Raw genomic sequence first — 19,554 nt, forward strand, 5'->3', positions numbered from 1 at the left:
CAAATGTGGTAAAGTAGTAGAGTAAAAATTTGCTGAAACGTTTCCAATTAGTATATGAAAACGGATTTATCAAGTTTTAAAAATATTTGAAGGAGAGTTATCATTATGACTCAAGGGAAAATTACTGCATCTGCAGCAATGCTCAACGTATTGAAAACATGGGGCGTAGACACAATCTACGGTATCCCATCAGGAACACTCAGCTCATTGATGGACGCTTTGGCTGAAGACAAAGATATCCGCTTCTTGCAAGTTCGCCACGAAGAAACAGGTGCTCTTGCAGCGGTTATGCAAGCTAAATTCGGCGGCTCAATCGGGGTTGCAGTTGGTTCAGGTGGTCCAGGTGCGACTCACTTGATTAACGGTGTTTACGATGCAGCTATGGATAACACTCCATTCCTTGCTATCCTTGGATCACGTCCTGTTAACGAACTCAACATGGATGCCTTCCAAGAATTGAACCAAAACCCAATGTACAACGGTATCGCTGTCTACAACAAACGTGTAGCATACGCTGAGCAATTACCAAAAGTAATTGACGAAGCTTGCCGTGCTGCAGTTTCTAAAAAAGGTCCAGCTGTTGTTGAAATCCCAGTAAACTTCGGTTTCCAAGAAATCGATGAAAACTCATACTACGGTTCAGGTTCGTACGAACGTTCATTCATCGCTCCTGCCTTGAACGAAGTTGAAATCGACAAAGCTGTTGAAATCTTGAACAATGCTGAACGTCCAGTTATCTATGCTGGTTACGGTGGTGTTAAAGCTGGTGAAGTGATTACTGAATTGTCACGTAAAATCAAAGCACCAATCATCACAACTGGTAAAAACTTTGAAGCCTTTGAATGGAACTATGAAGGTTTGACAGGTTCTGCTTACCGTGTTGGTTGGAAGCCAGCCAACGAAGTGGTCTTTGAAGCAGACACAGTTCTTTTCCTTGGTTCAAACTTCCCATTTGCTGAAGTTTACCAAGCATTCAAGAATACTGAAAAATTCATCCAAGTGGATATCGACCCTTACAAACTTGGTAAACGTCATGCCCTAGACGCTTCAATCCTTGGTGATGCAGGTCAAGCAGCTAAAGCTATCCTTGACAAAGTGAACCCAGTTGAATCTACTCCATGGTGGCGTGCAAACGTTAAGAACAACCAAAACTGGCGTGATTACATGAACAAAATCGAAGGTAAAACTGAGGGTGAATTGCAATTGTATCAAGTTTACAATGCAATCAACAAACATGCTGATCAAGACGCTATCTACTCAATCGACGTAGGTGACACTACTCAAACATCTACTCGTCACCTTCACATGACACCTAAGAACATGTGGCGTACATCTCCACTCTTTGCGACAATGGGTATTGCCCTTCCTGGTGGTATCGCTGCTAAGAAAGACAATCCAGATCGCCAAGTATGGAACATCATGGGTGACGGTGCATTCAACATGTGCTACCCAGACGTTATCACAAACGTTCAATACGACCTTCCAGTTATCAACGTTGTCTTCTCAAATGGTAAATATGCCTTCATCAAGGACAAATACGAAGACACAAACAAACACTTGTTTGGTTGTGACTTCCCTAATGCTGACTATGCGAAAATCGCTGAAGCTCAAGGTGCTGTAGGATTTACAGTTGACCGTATCGAAGACATCGATGCAGTTGTTGCAGAAGCTGTTAAACTCAACAAAGAAGGTAAAACTGTTGTGATCGATGCTCGCATCACTCCACACCGTCCACTTCCAGTAGAAGTACTTGAATTGGATCCAAAACTTCACTCAGAAGAAGCAATCAAAGACTTCAAGGAAAAATACGAAGCAGAAGAACTCGTACCATTCCGCCTCTTCTTGGAAGAAGAAGGATTGCAATCACGCGCAATTAAATAATTCCTTCGTGGAACTTAAAAAGATCGGAGCAATCCGGTCTTTTTCTGGAGGATAGTAAATGAATTTAAATCAATTAGATATTATCGTTTCAGATGTTCCCCAAGTCTGTGCTGACTTGGAGCGTATTTTGGATAAAAAGCCCGATTATGTTGATGACAGTTTTGCTCAGTTTACGATTGGCAGTCACTGTCTGATGTTGTCCCAAAATCATTTGATTCCTTTGGAAGATTTTCAGTCAGGAATCATTCTTCATATCGAGGTTGAGGATGTAGACCAGAATTACCAACGGTTGAAAGAACTTGGTATCCAGGTTTTAAACGGACCAACTGTAACCGATTGGGGAACAGAGTCCTTATTAGTTAAAGGGCCTGCTGGTCTAGTGATTGATTTTTATCGTATGAAGTAGGTAATTCTATTATCAAATTTTTTATCTAAACATTCTTGGAGTGAAACTTAAAAAGATCGGAGCAATTCGATCTTTTTTGTATTTATGCGACTTTCAGTCCGTCTCGCTCCGTTAGGTGCGAGACAAAAAACCACCCGTTTTCACGGGTGGTTATGATTTCTACACTTATTGTTTGGCTTCCTGTTTTAATTGTTGCACCTGTTCCTCGTACTGGACAAGCTCCCTGTCTTTTATATTGATAGTCGCTTCTGCTTCAGCAATGCGGCTTCTCAGATCTTGAGTCTTGTTATGGTGATAGCTAATACCAATAGCACTACCAGCAATGATCCCGATTACTAGACAAGTAAAAATCACCAAAATCAAGGGAGCAGATAGTTGTGTAAAGACAAGACTGACAGTTACTGTTTGACGATTGAGTAGACCAAATGAGATCACAATGACTAATAAGCTCAAACCGCCAATTAGATAAGCCTTATCTTTCAGTGACAATTCATTAAATTTTTTTAGCATAAGTTCCTTTTCTCCTGACTATGTTGATAGAAAACTACACACCATTTAGGTATTAACAAAATTCATTTTACTAGAAAATTTCGATACTGTCAATAATTTCTAACGGCTTATTTACCATCAATCAATCGATTCATTGAAAAGGAGTATTCATTTTCTAATATTTGATTGAGTAAACAGAACGGAGCAATTCGGTCTTTTTTCTGTTCCCTCTTTCTTATAACAAGATTGTGATAGTTTATATCTTTATAACAAAAGTTTTAAAGACTTGATTGTTTTGAAAGAATATTTTAAAATAAGATTCAGTAAAAATGAAAGAGGTTTTGAAAATGTCTGAAAAACAAATGAAAATTTTAGGTTGGGTAGCGACCTTTATGTCTGTTATGATGTATGTGTCTTACTTCCCACAAATCATGAACAATCTGGCTGGTCAAAAAGGAAATTTCATCCAGCCCTTGGTTGCTGCCATCAACTGTAGTCTCTGGGTTTACTACGGTCTTTTCAAAAAAGAAAGAGATATCCCCCTTGCAGCAGCTAATGCACCAGGTATTATTTTTGGTCTGGTAACGGCTATCACAGCTTTGATTTAAAAAGAAGACTGGTTTCAGTCTTTTTTGTACATAAAAATAGATTCTCAAGTAAAGAAAGTCTAATGAGAGTTGAGGAGAATAGCCGTTGACAGCGAGCTTTCTGATTGCTGCTTTAGGGGTTCCTCCATCAAGTAAGAGATTGTTTCGTTACTATTTTTACAAAATCTTCTCCCTACTTTATAAAATAGAAAAAAGAGTTCAATTCGAACTCTTTTTTTGCTATAATGAGGGGAGAAAAATCAGACAGGAGATCGACATGTCAGAACCATTATTTTTACAATCAGTTATGCAAGAAAAAATCTGGGGTGGGACCAAGCTACGTGATGAGTTTGGTTACGACATTCCAAGTGAAAAAATCGGGGAATACTGGGCTATCTCAGCCCACCCAAATGGAGTTTCTAAGGTAGCCAATGGACGCTACGAGGGAACAGACCTTGCTACTTTGTATGCGGAACACCGTGAGTTGTTTGGCAACCGTCCAGAACCAGTATTTCCTCTCTTAACTAAAATTCTCGATGCCAATGACTGGCTCAGCGTCCAAGTTCACCCAGACGATGCCTATGGACTAGAGCATGAAGGCGAACTTGGAAAAACAGAATGCTGGTATATCATCGCAGCAGACGAAGGTTCAGAGATTATCTATGGTCACAATGCCAAGTCAAAAGAAGAACTCCGTCAGCAAATTGAGGACAAGAACTGGGATGCCTTACTGACAAAAGTGCCAGTTAAGGCTGGAGATTTCTTCTATGTGCCAAGTGGTACCATGCACGCTATCGGTGCAGGTATCTTGATTCTTGAAACCCAGCAGTCTAGTGACACTACCTACCGTGTCTATGACTTTGATCGCAAGGATAACAAGGGCAACTTGCGTGAACTTCATCTTGAAAAATCCATCGATGTTTTAAACATTGGAGAACCTGCCAATAGCCGACCTGTCACTGTCAAAGCAGATGACCTGCGTTCTACACTCCTCGTTTCCAGCGAGTTCTTCGCAGTTTACAAGTGGGAAATTACTGGGAAAGTTGACTTTGAAAAGACAGCTGACTACAGCCTGTTCAGTGTCTTATCTGGTCAGGGTCAACTGACTGTTGACGGGAAAAACTATCCAATCCAAAAAGGTAGCCACTTTATCCTACCAAGTGATGTTGAAGCTTGGACCCTAGAAGGGCAAGGCTTGGAATTGATTGTTAGTCATCCATAAAAAAGAAAGGGCCTGAGTTCACTACTCAAGTCCTTTTTGATTACATAAATTGGGCGATAAAAATCACAATGATGATAATAGGAATGATGAAACGAAGGAGGAAAAGCCAGACTTGGAAAAGTCCTTGTTTCCATGCTCTTTCATCAAGATGAAGTTCCTCCATGGCAAGGGCCTTTTTAAAGATATAGCCAGTAAAAAGTGACAGACAGAGAGCTCCAAATGGCATGAGGAGATTGGAAACCAAGAAGTCCATAGCATCAAAGAAGGTCTTCCCAAAGATGTGAACATCCGCCATAACACCGTAAGAAAGGGCTGAAGGAATTCCAAAGACAAAGGTCAAGATTCCTAAAATAGCACTCCATTTAGCACGCTTGCTGTTGTCCTGATTGGTGATATTGCCCACATTGATTTCCAGCATCACGACAGAAGAAGTGACCGTCGCAAAGAGGAAAAGCAAGAGGAAAAGGATGTAGAAAATAGTTCCAAAAGGCATCTTGTCAAAGAGTTGAGGCAAGACGATAAAGAGCAGGCTTGGTCCCCCTTCAGACTGAATATTGAAGGCTGACATGGCTGGGAAAATGGCTAGACCTGCCATGATGGATACCGAGATATTCATGGCTACGATGGAAATCCCTGACTGGACCAGATTGTTTTTCTTGTCCAAGTAGGATGCATAGGTCAGCATAGCTGTCACCCCTAGTGAGAGGGCAAAGAAAGATTGACCCAGAGCATAGAGGAGACCAGTGCTAGTTAGTTTTGAAAAGTCTGGTTTGAGGAAGTAGAGAACGCCTTCCATAGCATTTGGCAAGCTGAGAGAGCGCCCGATGATGACGACAAAGATGATAAAGAGCAGCGGCATCATGACTTTCGAGGCTCTTTCAATCCCTTTTTGAACCCCACGTGATACAATAAAGGTATTCAATAAGATAAAGGCTGCTTGAGCTCCTAGGGCAATGGCTGGATTTGAAATGATTGAAGTAAATAACTGAGCATAATCACCCGTACCGCCAAGCTGGAATAATTTCCCAAACTCAATACCTAGATAGACTAAAATCCATCCTCCGATAACACTGTAAAAGGAGAGTAGGATAAAGAGGGCAAAGGCACCAATCCAACCGATAAAGTTGTACTTGTTATTGTTGCCAAGTTTTCCAAAGGTTTTGATAGCGGAAACGCCAGCACTACGGCCAAGGGCAAATTCAGCCAGCAGGAGCGGGAAACCGATTAAAATAGTGGAAATGAGAAAGACTAGTAAAAAGCCCCCACCGCCATTAGCAGCAGTCATGTAGGGAAACTTCCAAACGGCTCCAAGTCCGATAGCTGAACCAGCAGATGCTAGTATAAAGCCTAGTTTCGAGCCCCATTGCGATTTTTCTGACATAGTTGAAACTCCAATCTCGTTTTTTAAATAAGAAAAGGCTACTTGAGTGGTCAAATAGCCTTCTCTCAATGGCTCTCTATGAGCCTTCTGTTTGATTGATAGACTTGACTATCCTATCATGTTTTCTAAGGTCTGTCAAGAAAACCATTTTCAAGTTTTCACACCTTTCTCAAAAAGTTAAAAATTTTTCGCAAAAACGCTTGACTCTGACCTAAGGGGAGGGGTTATACTATTTCTTGTAAGGAGGAAATCATGTACCATATAAAAGAAGCTGCGCAGCTTTCAGGTGTCTCTGTCAAGACTCTGCACCATTACGATAAGATAGGGCTCTTGGTTCCCTTAAAGTCGGAAAACGGCTATCGAACCTACAGTCAGGAGGATTTGGAACGCCTTCAGGTTATTCTGTATTACAAATATCTAGGTTTTTCTTTAGAAAAAATAGCAGAGCTGTTAAAGGAAGAAAGGACAGATTTATTGCCCCATTTGACCAGGCAGTTGGACTATCTAACTCGAGAAAGGCAACATCTAGATACCTTGATTTCCACCTTGCAAAAAACCATTCAAGAACAAAAAGGAGAAAGAGAAATGAGTATTCAAGAGAAATTTGCTGGATTTAACTACCAAGACCATCAAAAATACCACCAAGAAGCGGTAGAGAAATATGGTCAAGAAGTCATGGGTCAAGCGCTTGAACGCCAAAAAGGTCGCGAAGAAGAGGCCACAGCCGCCTTCAACCAAGTTTTTCAAGCCTTGGCACAAAACCTTCAAAATGGACTAGCTGCAACAGCGGCCGAAAACCAAGAAGAAGCAGCCAAACTCTTGCAAGCCCTTCGTACTTATGGATTTGACTGCTCTATTGAGGTATTCGGTCATATCGGTAAAGGCTACGTCTACAACCCAGAGTTTAAGGAAAACATTGACAAATTTGGAGCTGGAACAGCCCAGTACACATCAGATGTTATTGCTGCTTACGTTCAGACAAATGCAGAATAAATAGGCTAGGAATTTCCTAGCCTATTTTTTACTTCAAATCATAAAGCCAGTCGTCACCGTCTTTGTAGTAAAAGAATTCACTGAGATCATCTTCCAAAAAAACACGAAGCATATTAGACATATCATTGGTTGCGAGTTTTAGACGAAATAGATTGTCAAAATCCTCCCACCAGACTCTTCCTTCGTCTGAAGATTGGAGTTCACCAGTAAAGTGTTCTGTCTTGTAAAAAAGGACAACATAACGGTAATCCTCATCATCATACCAATCTTTGATACCACAGAGTTGGGGTTTGGAAATGGTCAGACCAGTTTCTTCTTTCACTTCACGAATGACAGCATCGACAAAGGATTCGCCACGTTCAACATGACCACCAGGAAAGGTAACGCTAACATAGTAGAATTTTTAAAATTTAATTCAAATTTTGTATTTTGTTAATCAAGTCGATGTGATGGAATCCATTTATTTAACTCTTCAACTAATTTATATACATAAGTCACAGGACATTGTGTTGCGGATGAAGGAATTAATTCACTTTCATAATCTTTGGATAAATTTTTGGCATTTTTTAGAGCTACATGTTGATAGGGTTTTAAAATTCTGTAAATGTTAGGGTCCTTCTTTTCGTAAGAATCTGGGAAACCTTCATCTTTTTTAGATTTAAAGATATTATTTAATTTTTTAATGTATTGATCACGAGTAATCTGAGAATTTAAAAATTCAAAATGTAGAATATACCAAAGTTCGAAAGATTCATTGCTATAAGCAATTCCGAAATTCTCATTTTTTGCCAATTCCACTGCCCTATTGAAATTTTGATTTGGAAAACTGTCTTTATCAAATACACACCAAACTTGATCATAATCATTTGTTTTTGATTCCTTGATGGCATATTCTACAAGCCTTACAGTATTATCTCCAATTCCCCTTGGATCTATTGTTATATTTGTTACTTCAAATTGATCAAAATAATTTGGTTCTGTTCTTTCTCCTTCGCATACAATCAAAATTATCGGTAATTGTTCTTTTGTATCAGTTTTGCTATCTCTTGAAAAATCTTTCTTACCCATAACAAATCAATCTCCTGAATTAGCTTTGAAAATTTCATGAATCATATCATTTCTAATATAAGGAATAGCTCCGTATTTACCTTTTAAATAGTTTTTCGCATATCTTTCATCACTACGAACAACGGAACCATTAAATTTATATTCTGAAAGAGCAGTCAAATGACTAATCTCAAGTTCATCTTTTTCTACAAACCAGATTTGATCTCTTCTTAATAATTCCTGATCAAGAATATTTGAATTATGGCTTGTGATAATTAATTGAGAATGAGTGTTTTCAATATCATTAAAGAGTTCAATTAAATATTTAGTAACTAGAGGATGTAATAATGCATCTGCTTCATCAATTACTAAAATTCCTCCTTTTTCTATTACGTTAATAATTGGACCTGCTAAACTTAAGAATACTCGAGTTCCGCTAGATTCAAATCCTTCTACATCAAATAGCTTGCTATCAACAATCATTCCTTCTGAATCATAAATATTATGCTTTGATAACAGGCGAGTCGCTTCGTTTCGTGCTTCTTCTCGTGCTTTTTCAACAATCTCTATAGGGATTTCTGCATCGGAGTCACCAAAAGGTTTTATTTCAAATTTGTGTTGTTTGATATCCAAATCAGTAATATTGAAATCAACAACCTTGAGTAAATCTAGTACCTTTGATTTATAGCCTTTATTTTCTTTAATTGCATTTTTAGTGATTTTAGTATTCTTTCCATCACCAGATAAAAAATTAATATTTTCTGTAAGATATTCAATAATATCTTCTGCTATTTTTGTATTTGTTACAGAAAGAACAGTTAAAAATAGTGAATTAGAATTTGTTAGGCTAAACTTTAAATTTAACTCTTCTTCAGTCTTAAAGATATCAGAGGAGTAGTCTAGAATCTTATCTGAATTTCTTTCAAAAATTAGGTCATCATCTATAACTAAACTTTCTGATGTTACATCTCCTTGAAAAAGAGAAAAATTATACGTTACAATTTTTTTTTTCAAAAGAAAGGAAATTTCAAATTCTGTAGGACTATCTTTGCTCGAATTATCTAAAGAAAATGTCAAATTTTTAAAATTTCGTTTACCTTCTTGAGAATCTAACATTGAACGTTGAAGAAAGGCAATAATAAATCCTAAAGCGTGCAATAAATTAGTCTTTCCACTGGCATTTGCTCCAAAAATACTAGCAGATTTTAATAAATGGAAATCTGTTTCAATTTCAATTCGGTTATTTAATAATTCCTGTAATTTTTCTGAAGATACCATACTAAATGTCACTTCATTTTTGAAAGATGTAAAATTCTTTGCTTTAAATTCTATTAGCATATTCAACCTCCGAGATTTTTTCTCGCTATTATTGTAACATTTTTAAAAAAAAAATAGTAGCATTCTATATGATTAATTCGAAATTTATTTTGTAATAGTTTTTAAGCTATGCTTGACAATTTTATGTATCGTTATCAATGGAAGAAGCTATGATTTTTTAAAAATTTATAGCACCTCCCACCAGGAAAGAAATACCAGGCCAGTCAGGATTAATTCGGTCTTGGACCAGGACCTTGTCTCCATTTTGAATCATACACATATTGACGAATTCAACTGTTTCTCTTCTATTCATTCTTCATAACCTTTGATTTTTAATCATAATGCAGACTTCCTGCCACCCAGCCGGTGCAGAGGGCAGAAGTAATGTTAAAGCCCCCCGTATGGGCATTGATATCTAGTACCTCGCCAGCAAAGTGGAGTCCACGGACTAGCTTACTTTCCAGAGTTTTGGGATTGATTTCCTTGAGACTGACACCGCCTTTGGTGACAAAGGACTTGGCCAATGACATTTTACCAGTGACAGGAATTTTGAGAGCCTTGACAGATTGGACAAGTTGTTCGCGTTCCTTTTCAGTCAGTTGTTTGACTTTTTCAGGATAGCTTTGCACAAGAAATTCTGCCAAGCGTTCTGGAAGCAAAGTTTTTAAAGCATTTTTCAAGAATTTTTCCCGATTTTCCTCTAGAAATGCTACCAAGTCGCTCTCAGAAAGTTGAGGTAAGACATCGAGTGAAAGAACCTCTCCGCCCTTGACAAAGCTAGACATACGTAGGGCAGCAGGTCCTGACAAACCAAAGTGAGTAAAGAGCAGATCGTGGGTGATGACATGCTTGCCGTAGCTTAGGGTCACATCGTCCAGTGAAATTCCCTGCAAGGCCTTATGGGGGAAATCTGTCAATAAAGGACTTTCAGCAGCTTCAAGCTCGGTAATGGTATGTTTGAAATGACGGGCAATCTCGTGACCGAAACCAGTCGAGCCAGTAGAAGGATAGGATTTTCCACCAGTTGTGACAATGAGTTTATCACAAGTGAAGCTTTGGTCTGCGGACTTGAGGACAAACTGGTCGTCTATCTTTTTAACCGAAACAATCTCCGTTTGAGTAGCAACTTGACCACCGAGTTCAGTGATTTTCTTTTCCAAGGCTTCGATAATAGTCCGAGACTTGTCACTAGCAGGAAAGACGCGTCCGTGGTCTTCGACCTTAAGTTTGACTCCATTTTCCGTAAAAAAATTGATGATATCGTGGTTATTGAACTGGGAGAAGACACTATATAGAAAGCGCCCATTTCCAGGGATGCCAGCTAATAGGTCATCTAAGCTTCCGTTATTAGTCACATTGCAACGACCACCGCCAGTTCCAGCTAATTTTTTCCCAAGTTTCCGATTTTTTTCGATGAGAAGAGTTTTCTGACCATAAAAGCTACTGGAAATTGTAGCCATCATGCCTGCAGGCCCACCACCGATAACAATAGTATCAAAATGTTTCATAGCTCTATTGTACCACAAAAAACAAGAGATGCTTGGCATCTCTTGTTGCTCATAATCTTAGTTAATTTCATATCCCATCAACAAACCGCCATCTTCTGCATAGAAACTGCAGAGACCAGACGTCGGGATGATTTTGATATTGGCTTGTGGGAAGGTTTCTAGTAAGCGTTCTGACAATTGCTGACAGAATTTTTCATTGCTGCGATGAGCCATGACGATACGGCCACCAGCATAGCCAGCTTTGATGAGTTCTTCATAGGCTGCTTGAAGGGATTTTTTTGGTCCACGCGCTTTTTGGAGTAGTTCTAAGGTTCCAGTTTCACTTGCTTCCCCAACCATACGGATGTTGAGAAGGCCAACGACTGTACCGATAAGCTTACTCAAACGGCCATTTTTGACCAAGTTATCAACTTTAGCAAGAACAAAGAGCAACTTCGTTTTTTCTTGATAGGCTGTAATAGCTTCAACAATTTCCTCAAAAGAAAGTCCTTGATCAATCAAACTATTGATTTTCTCGACAATCAAGTCAACCTCACCACCTGCAGACAATGTATCGATTACATGAATCTGAGTGTCAGGGTGTTCTTCAAGGTAAATATTTCTAGCGAGCTGTGCACTATTATGGCTACCTGAAAGAGTACCAGTGATAGTAACGACAAAGATATGCTTAGCATCTTCAAATGCACGCAAGTAATCATCAGGGCTAGGACAAGCCGATTTTGAAGCCTCAGAAGTCGCATACATGGTTTTCATCATATGGTCAATGTCGAGACTGGCATCATCGATAAAGACCTGATCGGCTACTTGAATGGTTAAAGGAACATTAACAAATTCAGTATCAATAGCAGGAGTTGCCAGTTGACGATAATCACAACCAGAGTCAGCTACAATCTTCCAAGTCATAGAAATTCTCCATCTTTGTCACTTATACATTGACAAAGGTTCTGTCTTTTTTTACAATTATATCATGAAAGCCCTTGAAACAAAAGTACCACCTCTCTGTTGTCACAAGTAGAAAGAAATTGTTATGTCTGAACGTAAAATATCTGAAAAATCTCTTGAAAATCTCAGAAAATCAAATCAAGAATCCAATTTTTTAACCAGAGAAGCAATCGAGACGGCTCTTTTGCAACTTCTAGAGAAAAAAAACTTGGCCAAGATCAGTATTTCGGAGCTGGTCAAACGGGCGGGCGTCTCTCGTGCTGCCTTCTATCGTAACTATGACTCCAAAGAAGAGATTTTGGAAAGTGTCTTTAAACGCAGTGTCCATAACATTATGGAACAGTTGAGCCATTACGATGTTAAAACAGACCTTTATCTAGTCTGGGTACACCTTTTCCGCGCAGCCAAGAAAGAAGCCAAGGTTATTCAACTTGCTCTGGACTACCATTTGGAAAAGATTTTTGTCCAAGCCATGCAGGAATTTCTAGAAAAATATCACGGAAAATCAAAAGGCGTTAGCAGCTACCTTCATTCCTTTTGGAGCTCTGCCATCGTATCGGTTCTGCTCAAATGGATCAAGGATGGCATGAAGGTTCCAGCTGAAAAGATTGCAGATTTACGCTTGCCATTTTTCAAAAAATAGAGGATAAGGAGAAGACTTATGACAGAAAAAAGACTGGCTTGGGATGAGTACTTTGCAGCCCAGGCCTTACTGATTGCCAATCGTTCGACCTGCAAACGTGCAAAAGTGGGAGCTGTCCTCGTTAAGGACAATAAAGTCATTTCAACAGGCTACAATGGTTCCGTATCAGGAACGGAACACTGTATTGACCACGAATGTCTGGTCATTGAAGGTCACTGTGTTCGAACCCTTCACGCCGAGGTTAATGCTATTCTCCAAGGGGCTGAGCGAGGGGTTCCCAGAGGATTTACAGCCTATGTGACCCATTTCCCTTGTCTGAACTGCACCAAACAACTGCTACAAGTTGGTTGCAAGCGCGTGGTTTATATCAACCAGTACCGAATGGATGACTATGCCCAGTACCTTTATCATGAAAAAGGCACCGAGTTAACCCATTTACCATTAGAGACTGTTCAGACAGCTCTTCAAGAGGCAGATTTGATTTAAAAATTAATAAAAATAAATGGTTTAGAAAGCTTTTTAAACCGTTTTTTGATATAATAAGAAGAATAAATTGAAAGAAGGAACTCAGAAAATGGGAAAAATTGAAGTCATTAATCATCCACTCATTCAACACAAATTGTCAATCTTGCGTCGTACAGACACTTCTACAAAAGCTTTTCGTGAGCTAGTAGATGAGATTGCAATGTTGATGGGATATGAAGTACTTCGTGATCTTCCACTTGAAGACGTTGAAATTGAAACACCTATCACAAAGACCGTTCAAAAACAATTGGCTGGTAAAAAATTGGCGATTGTCCCAATCTTGCGTGCAGGTATCGGGATGGTAGATGGCCTCTTGAGCTTGGTTCCAGCAGCCAAAGTTGGACACATCGGTATGTACCGTGATGAAGAAACCCTTCAACCAGTTGAATACTTGGTGAAATTGCCTGAGGATATTGACCAACGTCAAATCTTTGTCGTTGATCCAATGTTGGCAACAGGTGGCTCAGCAATCTTGGCAGTAGATTCCCTTAAAAAACGAGGCGCTTCAAATATCAAGTTTGTCTGCCTAGTATCTGCTCCAGAAGGTGTGAAAGCTCTTCAAGAAGCACACCCAGATGTAGAGATCTTTACAGCAGCTTTGGATGAACGCTTGAACGAACACGGTTATATCGTTCCAGGTCTTGGAGATGCTGGAGACCGCTTGTTCGGTACTAAATAAAATCCCAAAGTAAATAGTGAAACTAGAAGTTCGTTTTTGACTTGAAAGGAGGTTGAGTTTTTGTTTCTGTTTAGAGAATAGAGCAAAAATTTGACCTTTTTTGACCAAAAAGATATAATAGTTTTGTATTGAGTCGTAAGACTAAGAAAATTCAACATAAAACATAAAAGGAGAAATGAATGATTCCTGTAGTTATTGAACAAACAAGCCGTGGAGAACGTTCCTATGATATTTACTCTCGTCTTCTGAAAGACCGCATCATCATGCTAACAGGTCCAGTTGAAGACAACATGGCCAACTCCGTTATTGCTCAGTTGCTCTTCTTGGATGCCCAAGACAGTACAAAAGATATTTATCTTTATGTCAACACACCTGGAGGCTCTGTTTCAGCTGGTTTGGCAATCGTTGATACCATGAACTTTATCAAGGCAGATGTCCAAACTATCGTTATGGGGATGGCTGCATCCATGGGGACTGTCATTGCATCAAGTGGCGCAAAAGGCAAACGTTTCATGCTTCCAAATGCAGAGTACATGATTCACCAACCAATGGGTGGTACAGGTGGTGGTACCCAACAGACAGATATGGCAATTGCTGCAGAGCACTTGCTCAAAACTCGTAAGACTTTGGAGCAAATCCTTGCAGATAACTCTGGTAAATCAGTCGAGCAAATTCATGCAGATGCGGAACGTGATTACTGGATGAGTGCCCAAGAAACACTTGAATATGGCTTTATTGATGAAATCATGGCCAATAATTCGTTAAGCTGAACAACCTAGAAAGCAAACTCGACGGAGTTTGCTTTTTTTGATATAATAGGAGAAGATTTCTTAGAAAGAGGATTCCTCATGTTTGAAAAAACAAATCGATCAGGATTAATCATCTATCTCTACTATAATCGAGATGCAAAAAAAATTCAGGAATACGGTGATATCTGTTACCATTCCAAAAAACATCGTTACTTGCAGCTCTATGTTCCAACTGAGGAGCTAGATGACTTGGTTGAGAGATTAGGTAAGGAAAGATATATCAAGAAAATTAGACGTTGCCATATTCAAGAGCTAGAAACTCCCTTCGTTGGGAATCTCTATCGGACTGAAGAAAACGTTATCATTTAAAAAATTAAACAAATACATTGACAATTTTCTGATAATTCGGTATATTCTTAACATACAATTTTTGAAACAACTATAAGGAGATTAAAAATGAAGAAAAAATTTGCCCTATCTTTTGTGGCTCTTGCTAGTGTGGCTCTTCTTGCTGCCTGTGGGGAGGTCAAGTCAGGAGCGTCAAACACAACTGGAAATCCAGTAGACGAAAAAACAATTAAAATCGGTTTTAACTTTGAAGAGACAGGTGCTGTGGCAGCTTACGGTACAGCTGAACAAAAAGGTGCCCAACTTGCCGTAGACGAAATCAACGCTGCAGGTGGAATTGATGGAAAACAAATCGAAGTTGTAGACAAAGACAACAAGTCAGAAACTGCTGAAGCAGCTTCTGTTACAACAAACCTTGTTACCCAATCAAAAGTAGCAGCTATTGTAGGACCTGCGACATCTGGTGCAACTGCTGCAGCTGTAGCTAACGCTACTAAAGCTGGAGTGCCATTGATTTCACCAAGTGCTACTCAAGACGGTTTGACTAAAGGTCAAGATTACCTATTTATCGGAACATTCCAAGATAGCTTCCAAGGGAAGATTATCTCTAACTATGTAACAAACAAATTGAATGCTAAGAAGGTTGTTCTTTATACTGACAACGCTAGTGACTATGCTAAAGGTATTGCTAAATCATTCCGCGAATCCTACAAGGGTGAGATTGTAGCAGATGAAACGTTTGTAGCAGGTGATACAGACTTCCAAGCAGCCCTTACTAAAATGAAAGGCAAAGAGTTTGATGCTATCGTTGTTCCAGGTTACTACACAGAAGCAGGTAAAATTGTAAACCAAGCTCGTGGTATGGGAATTGATAAACCAATCGTTGGTGGTGATGGATTTAACGGTGAAGAATTTGTTCAACAAGCAACTGCTGAAAGAGCATCAAACATTTACTTCATCTCTGGATTCTCCACCACAGTTGATGTTTCTGCAAAAGCTAAAGCTTTCCTTGAAGCATACCGTGCTAAATACAACGAAGAGCCTTCAACATTCTCAGCTTTAGCCTATGACTCAGTTTACCTAGTAGCAAATGCTGCAAAAGGTGCTAAAAACTCAGGTGAAATCAAGGACAACCTTGCTAAAACCAAAGATTTTGATGGTGTAACTGGTCAGACAAGCTTTGATGCTGACCACAATACAGTGAAAACTGCTTACATGATGACCATGAACAATGGTAAAGTTGAAGAAGCAGAAGTTGTAAAACCATAACATTAGAATAGTAATTGAAATGGGGAATGAGCCTTTGACTCACTCCCTGTTTCGGTGTTTATGAACTTGTGAAAATAATGAAATTTTCTAAAAAATAAGGATAGAAAAGAGTGAATGCTATGCTCCAACAACTTGTGAATGGTTTAATTCTGGGTAGTGTTTATGCACTTTTGGCTCTGGGTTATACCATGGTTTATGGAATTATCAAACTCATCAACTTCGCCCACGGTGATATTTACATGATGGGTGCCTTTATTGGTTACTTTTTGATTAATTCTTTCCAAATGGATTTCTTTTTAGCTTTAATTATTTCAATGGCAGGGACTGCGCTGCTTGGTGTTGTGATTGAGTTTCTTGCCTACCGTCCTTTACGACACTCTACACGTATTGCTGTATTGATTACTGCCATCGGAGTGTCTTTCCTACTGGAATACGGAATGGTTTATCTAGTAGGTGCTAATACTCGTGCCTTCCCTCAAGCAATTGAAACAGTCCGCTTTGACTTGGGACCAATTAGCTTGACAAATGTTCAATTGATGATTTTAGCAGTTTCTGTACTCTTGATGGTTTTATTGCAATTAATCGTCCAAAAAACAAAAATGGGGAAAGCCATGCGTGCGGTATCAGTTGATAGTGACGCAGCTCAATTGATGGGAATTAATGTAAATCGCACAATCAGCTTTACCTTTGCTTTGGGTTCAGCCCTTGCTGGTGCAGCAGGTGTTCTCATTGCCCTTTACTACAACTCTCTTGAACCTTTGATGGGTGTGACTCCAGGTCTAAAATCATTCGTTGCGGCCGTTCTCGGTGGTATCGGGATTATTCCTGGTGCAGCTCTAGGGGGATTTGTGATTGGCTTGTTGGAAACATTTGCTACTGCCTTCGGTATGTCTGATTTCCGTGATGCTATCGTGTATGGAATCTTGCTTTTGATTCTAATTGTTCGACCTGCGGGTATCCTTGGTAAGAATGTGAAAGAGAAGGTGTAAACAATGAAGACAAATCTTAAAGTAAATATTCTCTGGTTATTCCTTCTGTTAGCGGGTTATGGATTGATTAGTGTACTGGTTTCTGCTGGTGTTCTCAATCTATTCCATGTCCAAATTTTAGAACAAATTGGGATTAATATCATCCTTGCAGTAGGCTTGAACTTAATAGTTGGTTTTTCAGGACAATTCTCACTCGGTCATGCAGGTTTTATGGCAATTGGGGCTTATGCAGCAGCGATTATTGGTTCAAAATCACCAACCTATGGTGCCTTCTTTGGAGCAATGGTCTTGGGCGCCTTGATTTCTGGTGCAGTTGCTTTGCTCGTTGGGATTCCAACACTCCGTTTGAAGGGTGACTACCTGGCTGTTGCGACACTAGGCGTTTCAGAAATCATTCGTATCTTTATCATTAATGGTGGAAGTTTGACCAACGGTGCCGCTGGTATCTTGGGTATTCCAAACTTTACCAACTGGCAAATGGTGTATCTTTTTGTAGTGATTACAACTATTGCAACTCTCAACTTCTTACGTAGTCCAATTGGACGCTCTACTCTATCTGTTCGTGAGGATGAGATTGCTGCTGAATCCGTTGGAGTAAACACTACAAAGATCAAGATTATCGCTTTTGTCTTTGGTGCCATTACAGCAAGTATTGCTGGTTCACTTCAGGCTGGTTTTATCGGTTCTGTCGTCCCAAAAGATTACACCTTTATTAATTCCATCAATGTGTTGATTATCGTTGTATTTGGTGGACTTGGATCGATTACTGGTACCATCGTTTCAGCGATTGTTTTAGGAATTTTAAATATGCTCCTTCAGGATGTAGCAAGCGTACGTATGATTATCTACGCTTTGGCTCTTGTATTGGTCATGATTTTCAGACCAGGTGGACTTCTTGGGACATGGGAATTGAGTCTATCACGTTTCTTTAAAAAATCGAAGAAGGAGGGACAAAACTAATGGCATTACTTGAAGTTAAACAGTTAACCAAACATTTTGGCGGTCTAACAGCTGTTGGAGATGTCACTCTTGAATTGAACGAGGGAGAATTGGTTGGTCTGATTGGACCAAACGGAGCTGGTAAAACAACCCTTTTCAATCTCTTGACCGGTGTTTATGAACCAAGCGAAGGTACTGTGACACTAGATGGTCACCTCCTAAATGGGAAAACTCCCTATAAGATTGCTTCACTTGGTCTCAGTCGTACTTTCCAAAATATTCGTTTGTTCAAGGACTTGACAGTTTTGGAGAATGTTTTGATTGCATTTAGCAATCATCATAAACAACATGTCCTTGCGAGCTTCCTACGCCTACCAGCTTTTTATAAGAATGAGGAAGAATTAAAAAGCAAAGCTTTGGACTTGTTGAAGATCTTTGATTTGGATGGTGACGCAGATACTCTTGCCAAGAATCTGGCTTATGGTCAACAACGTCGATTAGAAATCGTTCGTGCTCTGGCAACTGAACCTAAGATCCTCTTTTTGGACGAACCTGCAGCTGGTATGAATCCACAAGAAACAGCTGAATTGACAGAATTGATCCGTCGTATCAAAGATGAATTTAAAATTACCATCATGCTTATCGAACATGACATGAATTTGGTTATGGAAGTCACTGAGCGTATCTATGTTCTTGAATATGGTCGGTTGATTGCTCATGGGACTCCGGATGAGATCAAGAACAACAAACGTGTTATCGAAGCTTATCTAGGAGGTGAAGCCTAATGTCTATGTTAAAAGTTGAAAACCTCTCTGTGCATTATGGTATGATCCAAGCAGTTCGTGATGTAAGTTTCGAGGTTAATGAAGGTGAAGTTGTTTCCTTGATTGGTGCCAATGGTGCTGGTAAAACAACCATTCTTCGTACCCTTTCAGGTTTGGTTCGTCCAAGTGCTGGTAAAATTCAGTTTTTAGGAAAAGAAATTCAAAAGTTGCCAGCTCAAAAAATTGTAGCAGGTGGCCTTTCACAAGTTCCTGAAGGACGCCATGTTTTCCCAGGTTTGACTGTTATGGAAAACTTAGAAATGGGAGCCTTTTTAAAGAAAAATCGTGAAGAAAATCAAGCTAACTTGAAAAAAGTCTTTTCACGTTTCCCTCGTCTGGAAGAACGCAAAAACCAAGATGCGGCAACTCTTTCAGGTGGTGAACAGCAGATGCTTGCTATGGGACGCGCTCTCATGTCTACACCTAAGCTCCTTCTCTTGGATGAGCCGTCAATGGGACTTGCCCCGATCTTTATCCAAGAAATTTTTGATATCATTCAAGATATTCAGAAGCAAGGAACAACAGTTCTCCTAATTGAACAGAACGCTAACAAGGCCCTTGCTATCTCTGATCGTGGTTATGTACTTGAAACAGGAAAGATTGTCCTATCAGGAACAGGAAAAGAACTCGCAGCATCAGATGAAGTCAGAAAAGCATATCTAGGTGGCTAAACTAGTCTGGGAGACTAGTTTAGGCTGTGGATGGAGATTGCGCACGCAATCCCTCTATAGTCCGGGGGACCTTTTTAGTTGGCGGATAAGGATTGCAGCCAAGCGACACCTAATACGACTACTTATCAAAAATATAAAATATTTC

At 39.5% G+C, this 19,554-nt stretch carries 21 protein-coding genes and 2 pseudogenes; 15 read left to right on the forward strand and 8 right to left on the reverse strand.

The features are described 5' to 3' along the window. Positions 1–105: 105 nt before the first annotated feature. Complete coding sequence (gene spxB, locus HMPREF3057_RS06330; RefSeq protein ID WP_000191819.1) at positions 106–1,881, forward strand: pyruvate oxidase; 1,776 nt, start codon at positions 106–108, stop codon at positions 1,879–1,881. A gap of 58 nt (positions 1,882–1,939) precedes the next feature. Then, a complete protein-coding gene (locus HMPREF3057_RS06335; protein ID WP_001052638.1) occupies positions 1,940–2,287 on the forward strand; it encodes a VOC family protein in 348 nt (115 codons plus the stop codon). A gap of 165 nt (positions 2,288–2,452) precedes the next feature. Here HMPREF3057_RS06335 and HMPREF3057_RS06340 read toward each other — a convergent pair whose 3' ends face one another. After that, complete coding sequence (locus HMPREF3057_RS06340; protein ID WP_000913393.1) at positions 2,453–2,797, reverse strand: lipopolysaccharide assembly protein LapA domain-containing protein; 345 nt, start codon at positions 2,795–2,797, stop codon at positions 2,453–2,455. 326 nt (positions 2,798–3,123) lie between these two features. Here HMPREF3057_RS06340 and HMPREF3057_RS06345 point away from each other — a divergent pair, with 326 nt between their 5' ends. Together HMPREF3057_RS06345 and manA are read left to right on the forward strand one after the other, a co-directional pair. Continuing rightward, complete coding sequence (locus tag HMPREF3057_RS06345; RefSeq protein WP_001291471.1) at positions 3,124–3,384, forward strand: SemiSWEET family transporter; 261 nt, start codon at positions 3,124–3,126, stop codon at positions 3,382–3,384. A gap of 256 nt (positions 3,385–3,640) precedes the next feature. Then, a complete protein-coding gene (manA, locus tag HMPREF3057_RS06350; RefSeq protein WP_070696921.1) occupies positions 3,641–4,585 on the forward strand; it encodes a mannose-6-phosphate isomerase, class I in 945 nt (314 codons plus the stop codon). A gap of 40 nt (positions 4,586–4,625) precedes the next feature. On the opposite strand, the gene HMPREF3057_RS06355 is transcribed toward manA, so the two are convergent. Beyond that, positions 4,626–5,966 (reverse strand): sodium-dependent transporter, encoded by a 1,341-nt coding sequence (locus HMPREF3057_RS06355; protein WP_070697392.1) that lies wholly within the window; start codon positions 5,964–5,966, stop codon positions 4,626–4,628. A gap of 252 nt (positions 5,967–6,218) precedes the next feature. Between HMPREF3057_RS06355 and HMPREF3057_RS06360 the strand changes: the two genes are divergently transcribed. Beyond that, complete coding sequence (locus HMPREF3057_RS06360) at positions 6,219–6,959, forward strand: MerR family transcriptional regulator (protein WP_070696923.1); 741 nt, start codon at positions 6,219–6,221, stop codon at positions 6,957–6,959. Between the two features lie 28 nt (positions 6,960–6,987). Here HMPREF3057_RS06360 and HMPREF3057_RS06365 read toward each other — a convergent pair. From HMPREF3057_RS06365 to HMPREF3057_RS06385, 6 genes and pseudogenes are all read right to left on the reverse strand, one after another. Continuing rightward, a pseudogene (locus HMPREF3057_RS06365) lies at positions 6,988–7,344 on the reverse strand (8-oxo-dGTP diphosphatase); the annotation flags it as partial. Positions 7,345–7,391: 47 nt separating this feature from the next. Next, positions 7,392–8,027: an RloB family protein gene (locus HMPREF3057_RS06370; RefSeq protein ID WP_070696925.1), complete on the reverse strand. Its 636-nt coding sequence runs from the start codon at positions 8,025–8,027 to the stop codon at positions 7,392–7,394. Between the two features lie 6 nt (positions 8,028–8,033). Beyond that, the gene (locus HMPREF3057_RS06375) at positions 8,034–9,344 is read right to left on the reverse strand and encodes an AAA family ATPase (RefSeq protein ID WP_070696927.1); all 1,311 of its coding nucleotides are present in this window, start codon (positions 9,342–9,344) and stop codon (positions 8,034–8,036) included. A 184-nt stretch (positions 9,345–9,528) separates the two neighbouring features. Next, positions 9,529–9,636: pseudogene (locus tag HMPREF3057_RS10590) on the reverse strand (DNA mismatch repair protein MutT); the annotation flags it as partial. A 19-nt stretch (positions 9,637–9,655) separates the two neighbouring features. After that, the gene (locus HMPREF3057_RS06380) at positions 9,656–10,831 is read right to left on the reverse strand and encodes an aminoacetone oxidase (protein WP_070697394.1); all 1,176 of its coding nucleotides are present in this window, start codon (positions 10,829–10,831) and stop codon (positions 9,656–9,658) included. 57 nt (positions 10,832–10,888) lie between these two features. Beyond that, a complete protein-coding gene (locus HMPREF3057_RS06385; protein ID WP_070696929.1) occupies positions 10,889–11,734 on the reverse strand; it encodes a DegV family protein in 846 nt (281 codons plus the stop codon). Positions 11,735–11,858: 124 nt separating this feature from the next. Here HMPREF3057_RS06385 and HMPREF3057_RS06390 point away from each other — a divergent pair, with 124 nt between their 5' ends. The 10 genes from HMPREF3057_RS06390 (at position 11,859) to HMPREF3057_RS06435 (ending at position 19,409) form a co-directional block, all read left to right on the forward strand. Beyond that, a complete protein-coding gene (locus HMPREF3057_RS06390; protein ID WP_070696931.1) occupies positions 11,859–12,416 on the forward strand; it encodes a TetR/AcrR family transcriptional regulator in 558 nt (185 codons plus the stop codon). An 18-nt stretch (positions 12,417–12,434) separates the two neighbouring features. Continuing rightward, on the forward strand, positions 12,435–12,902 hold the full coding sequence (locus HMPREF3057_RS06395) for a deoxycytidylate deaminase (protein WP_000136990.1): 468 nt from the start codon (positions 12,435–12,437) through the stop codon (positions 12,900–12,902). An 88-nt stretch (positions 12,903–12,990) separates the two neighbouring features. Beyond that, positions 12,991–13,620, forward strand: a complete 630-nt coding sequence (gene upp / locus HMPREF3057_RS06400; RefSeq protein ID WP_000515974.1) for a uracil phosphoribosyltransferase — start codon at positions 12,991–12,993, stop codon at positions 13,618–13,620. A gap of 179 nt (positions 13,621–13,799) precedes the next feature. Further along, positions 13,800–14,390 carry an ATP-dependent Clp protease proteolytic subunit ClpP gene (clpP, locus tag HMPREF3057_RS06405; RefSeq protein WP_000613467.1) on the forward strand — a complete coding sequence of 197 codons (591 nt, stop codon included), beginning with the start codon at positions 13,800–13,802 and terminating at the stop codon, positions 14,388–14,390. A 78-nt stretch (positions 14,391–14,468) separates the two neighbouring features. Then, positions 14,469–14,738: a YlbG family protein gene (locus tag HMPREF3057_RS06410; protein ID WP_000462101.1), complete on the forward strand. Its 270-nt coding sequence runs from the start codon at positions 14,469–14,471 to the stop codon at positions 14,736–14,738. 87 nt (positions 14,739–14,825) lie between these two features. Further along, the gene (locus tag HMPREF3057_RS06415) at positions 14,826–15,986 is read left to right on the forward strand and encodes an ABC transporter substrate-binding protein (protein ID WP_000726133.1); all 1,161 of its coding nucleotides are present in this window, start codon (positions 14,826–14,828) and stop codon (positions 15,984–15,986) included. Positions 15,987–16,105: 119 nt separating this feature from the next. After that, complete coding sequence (locus tag HMPREF3057_RS06420) at positions 16,106–16,975, forward strand: branched-chain amino acid ABC transporter permease (protein ID WP_000941413.1); 870 nt, start codon at positions 16,106–16,108, stop codon at positions 16,973–16,975. 3 nt (positions 16,976–16,978) lie between these two features. Then, the gene (locus tag HMPREF3057_RS06425) at positions 16,979–17,935 is read left to right on the forward strand and encodes a branched-chain amino acid ABC transporter permease (RefSeq protein ID WP_000856262.1); all 957 of its coding nucleotides are present in this window, start codon (positions 16,979–16,981) and stop codon (positions 17,933–17,935) included. After that, positions 17,935–18,699, forward strand: coding sequence for an ABC transporter ATP-binding protein (locus tag HMPREF3057_RS06430; RefSeq protein WP_001186014.1), 765 nt, complete (start codon positions 17,935–17,937; stop codon positions 18,697–18,699). The genes HMPREF3057_RS06425 and HMPREF3057_RS06430 overlap by 1 nt, the downstream gene beginning before the upstream one ends. After that, entirely contained in the window at positions 18,699–19,409 is a 711-nt protein-coding gene (locus HMPREF3057_RS06435; RefSeq protein WP_000062207.1) for an ABC transporter ATP-binding protein, read from the forward strand. The genes HMPREF3057_RS06430 and HMPREF3057_RS06435 overlap by 1 nt, the downstream gene beginning before the upstream one ends. The last annotated feature ends 145 nt before the right edge of the window (positions 19,410–19,554 follow it).

Source organism: Streptococcus sp. HMSC072D05 (assembly GCF_001815805.1).
In the GTDB taxonomy this organism is placed as follows: domain Bacteria; phylum Bacillota; class Bacilli; order Lactobacillales; family Streptococcaceae; genus Streptococcus.

Bases quoted from the DNA above. Each gene is read 5' to 3' on its own strand.
- HMPREF3057_RS06390 (WP_070696931.1), top strand. From the start codon at position 11,859: ATGTCTGAACGTAAAATATCTGAAAAATCTCTTGAAAATCTCAGAAAA.
- HMPREF3057_RS06355 (WP_070697392.1), bottom strand. From the start codon at position 5,966: ATGTCAGAAAAATCGCAATGGGGCTCGAAACTAGGCTTTATACTAGCA.
- manA (WP_070696921.1), top strand. From the start codon at position 3,641: ATGTCAGAACCATTATTTTTACAATCAGTTATGCAAGAAAAAATCTGG.
- HMPREF3057_RS06420 (WP_000941413.1), top strand. From the start codon at position 16,106: ATGCTCCAACAACTTGTGAATGGTTTAATTCTGGGTAGTGTTTATGCA.
- HMPREF3057_RS06410 (WP_000462101.1), top strand. From the start codon at position 14,469: ATGTTTGAAAAAACAAATCGATCAGGATTAATCATCTATCTCTACTAT.
- HMPREF3057_RS06360 (WP_070696923.1), top strand. From the start codon at position 6,219: ATGTACCATATAAAAGAAGCTGCGCAGCTTTCAGGTGTCTCTGTCAAG.
- HMPREF3057_RS06430 (WP_001186014.1), top strand. From the start codon at position 17,935: ATGGCATTACTTGAAGTTAAACAGTTAACCAAACATTTTGGCGGTCTA.
- HMPREF3057_RS06340 (WP_000913393.1), bottom strand. From the start codon at position 2,797: ATGCTAAAAAAATTTAATGAATTGTCACTGAAAGATAAGGCTTATCTA.
- HMPREF3057_RS06375 (WP_070696927.1), bottom strand. From the start codon at position 9,344: ATGCTAATAGAATTTAAAGCAAAGAATTTTACATCTTTCAAAAATGAA.
- HMPREF3057_RS06385 (WP_070696929.1), bottom strand. From the start codon at position 11,734: ATGACTTGGAAGATTGTAGCTGACTCTGGTTGTGATTATCGTCAACTG.
- HMPREF3057_RS06345 (WP_001291471.1), top strand. From the start codon at position 3,124: ATGTCTGAAAAACAAATGAAAATTTTAGGTTGGGTAGCGACCTTTATG.
- HMPREF3057_RS06380 (WP_070697394.1), bottom strand. From the start codon at position 10,831: ATGAAACATTTTGATACTATTGTTATCGGTGGTGGGCCTGCAGGCATG.
- spxB (WP_000191819.1), top strand. From the start codon at position 106: ATGACTCAAGGGAAAATTACTGCATCTGCAGCAATGCTCAACGTATTG.
- HMPREF3057_RS06395 (WP_000136990.1), top strand. From the start codon at position 12,435: ATGACAGAAAAAAGACTGGCTTGGGATGAGTACTTTGCAGCCCAGGCC.
- upp (WP_000515974.1), top strand. From the start codon at position 12,991: ATGGGAAAAATTGAAGTCATTAATCATCCACTCATTCAACACAAATTG.
- HMPREF3057_RS06335 (WP_001052638.1), top strand. From the start codon at position 1,940: ATGAATTTAAATCAATTAGATATTATCGTTTCAGATGTTCCCCAAGTC.
- clpP (WP_000613467.1), top strand. From the start codon at position 13,800: ATGATTCCTGTAGTTATTGAACAAACAAGCCGTGGAGAACGTTCCTAT.
- HMPREF3057_RS06435 (WP_000062207.1), top strand. From the start codon at position 18,699: ATGTCTATGTTAAAAGTTGAAAACCTCTCTGTGCATTATGGTATGATC.
- HMPREF3057_RS06370 (WP_070696925.1), bottom strand. From the start codon at position 8,027: ATGGGTAAGAAAGATTTTTCAAGAGATAGCAAAACTGATACAAAAGAA.
- HMPREF3057_RS06425 (WP_000856262.1), top strand. From the start codon at position 16,979: ATGAAGACAAATCTTAAAGTAAATATTCTCTGGTTATTCCTTCTGTTA.
- HMPREF3057_RS06415 (WP_000726133.1), top strand. From the start codon at position 14,826: ATGAAGAAAAAATTTGCCCTATCTTTTGTGGCTCTTGCTAGTGTGGCT.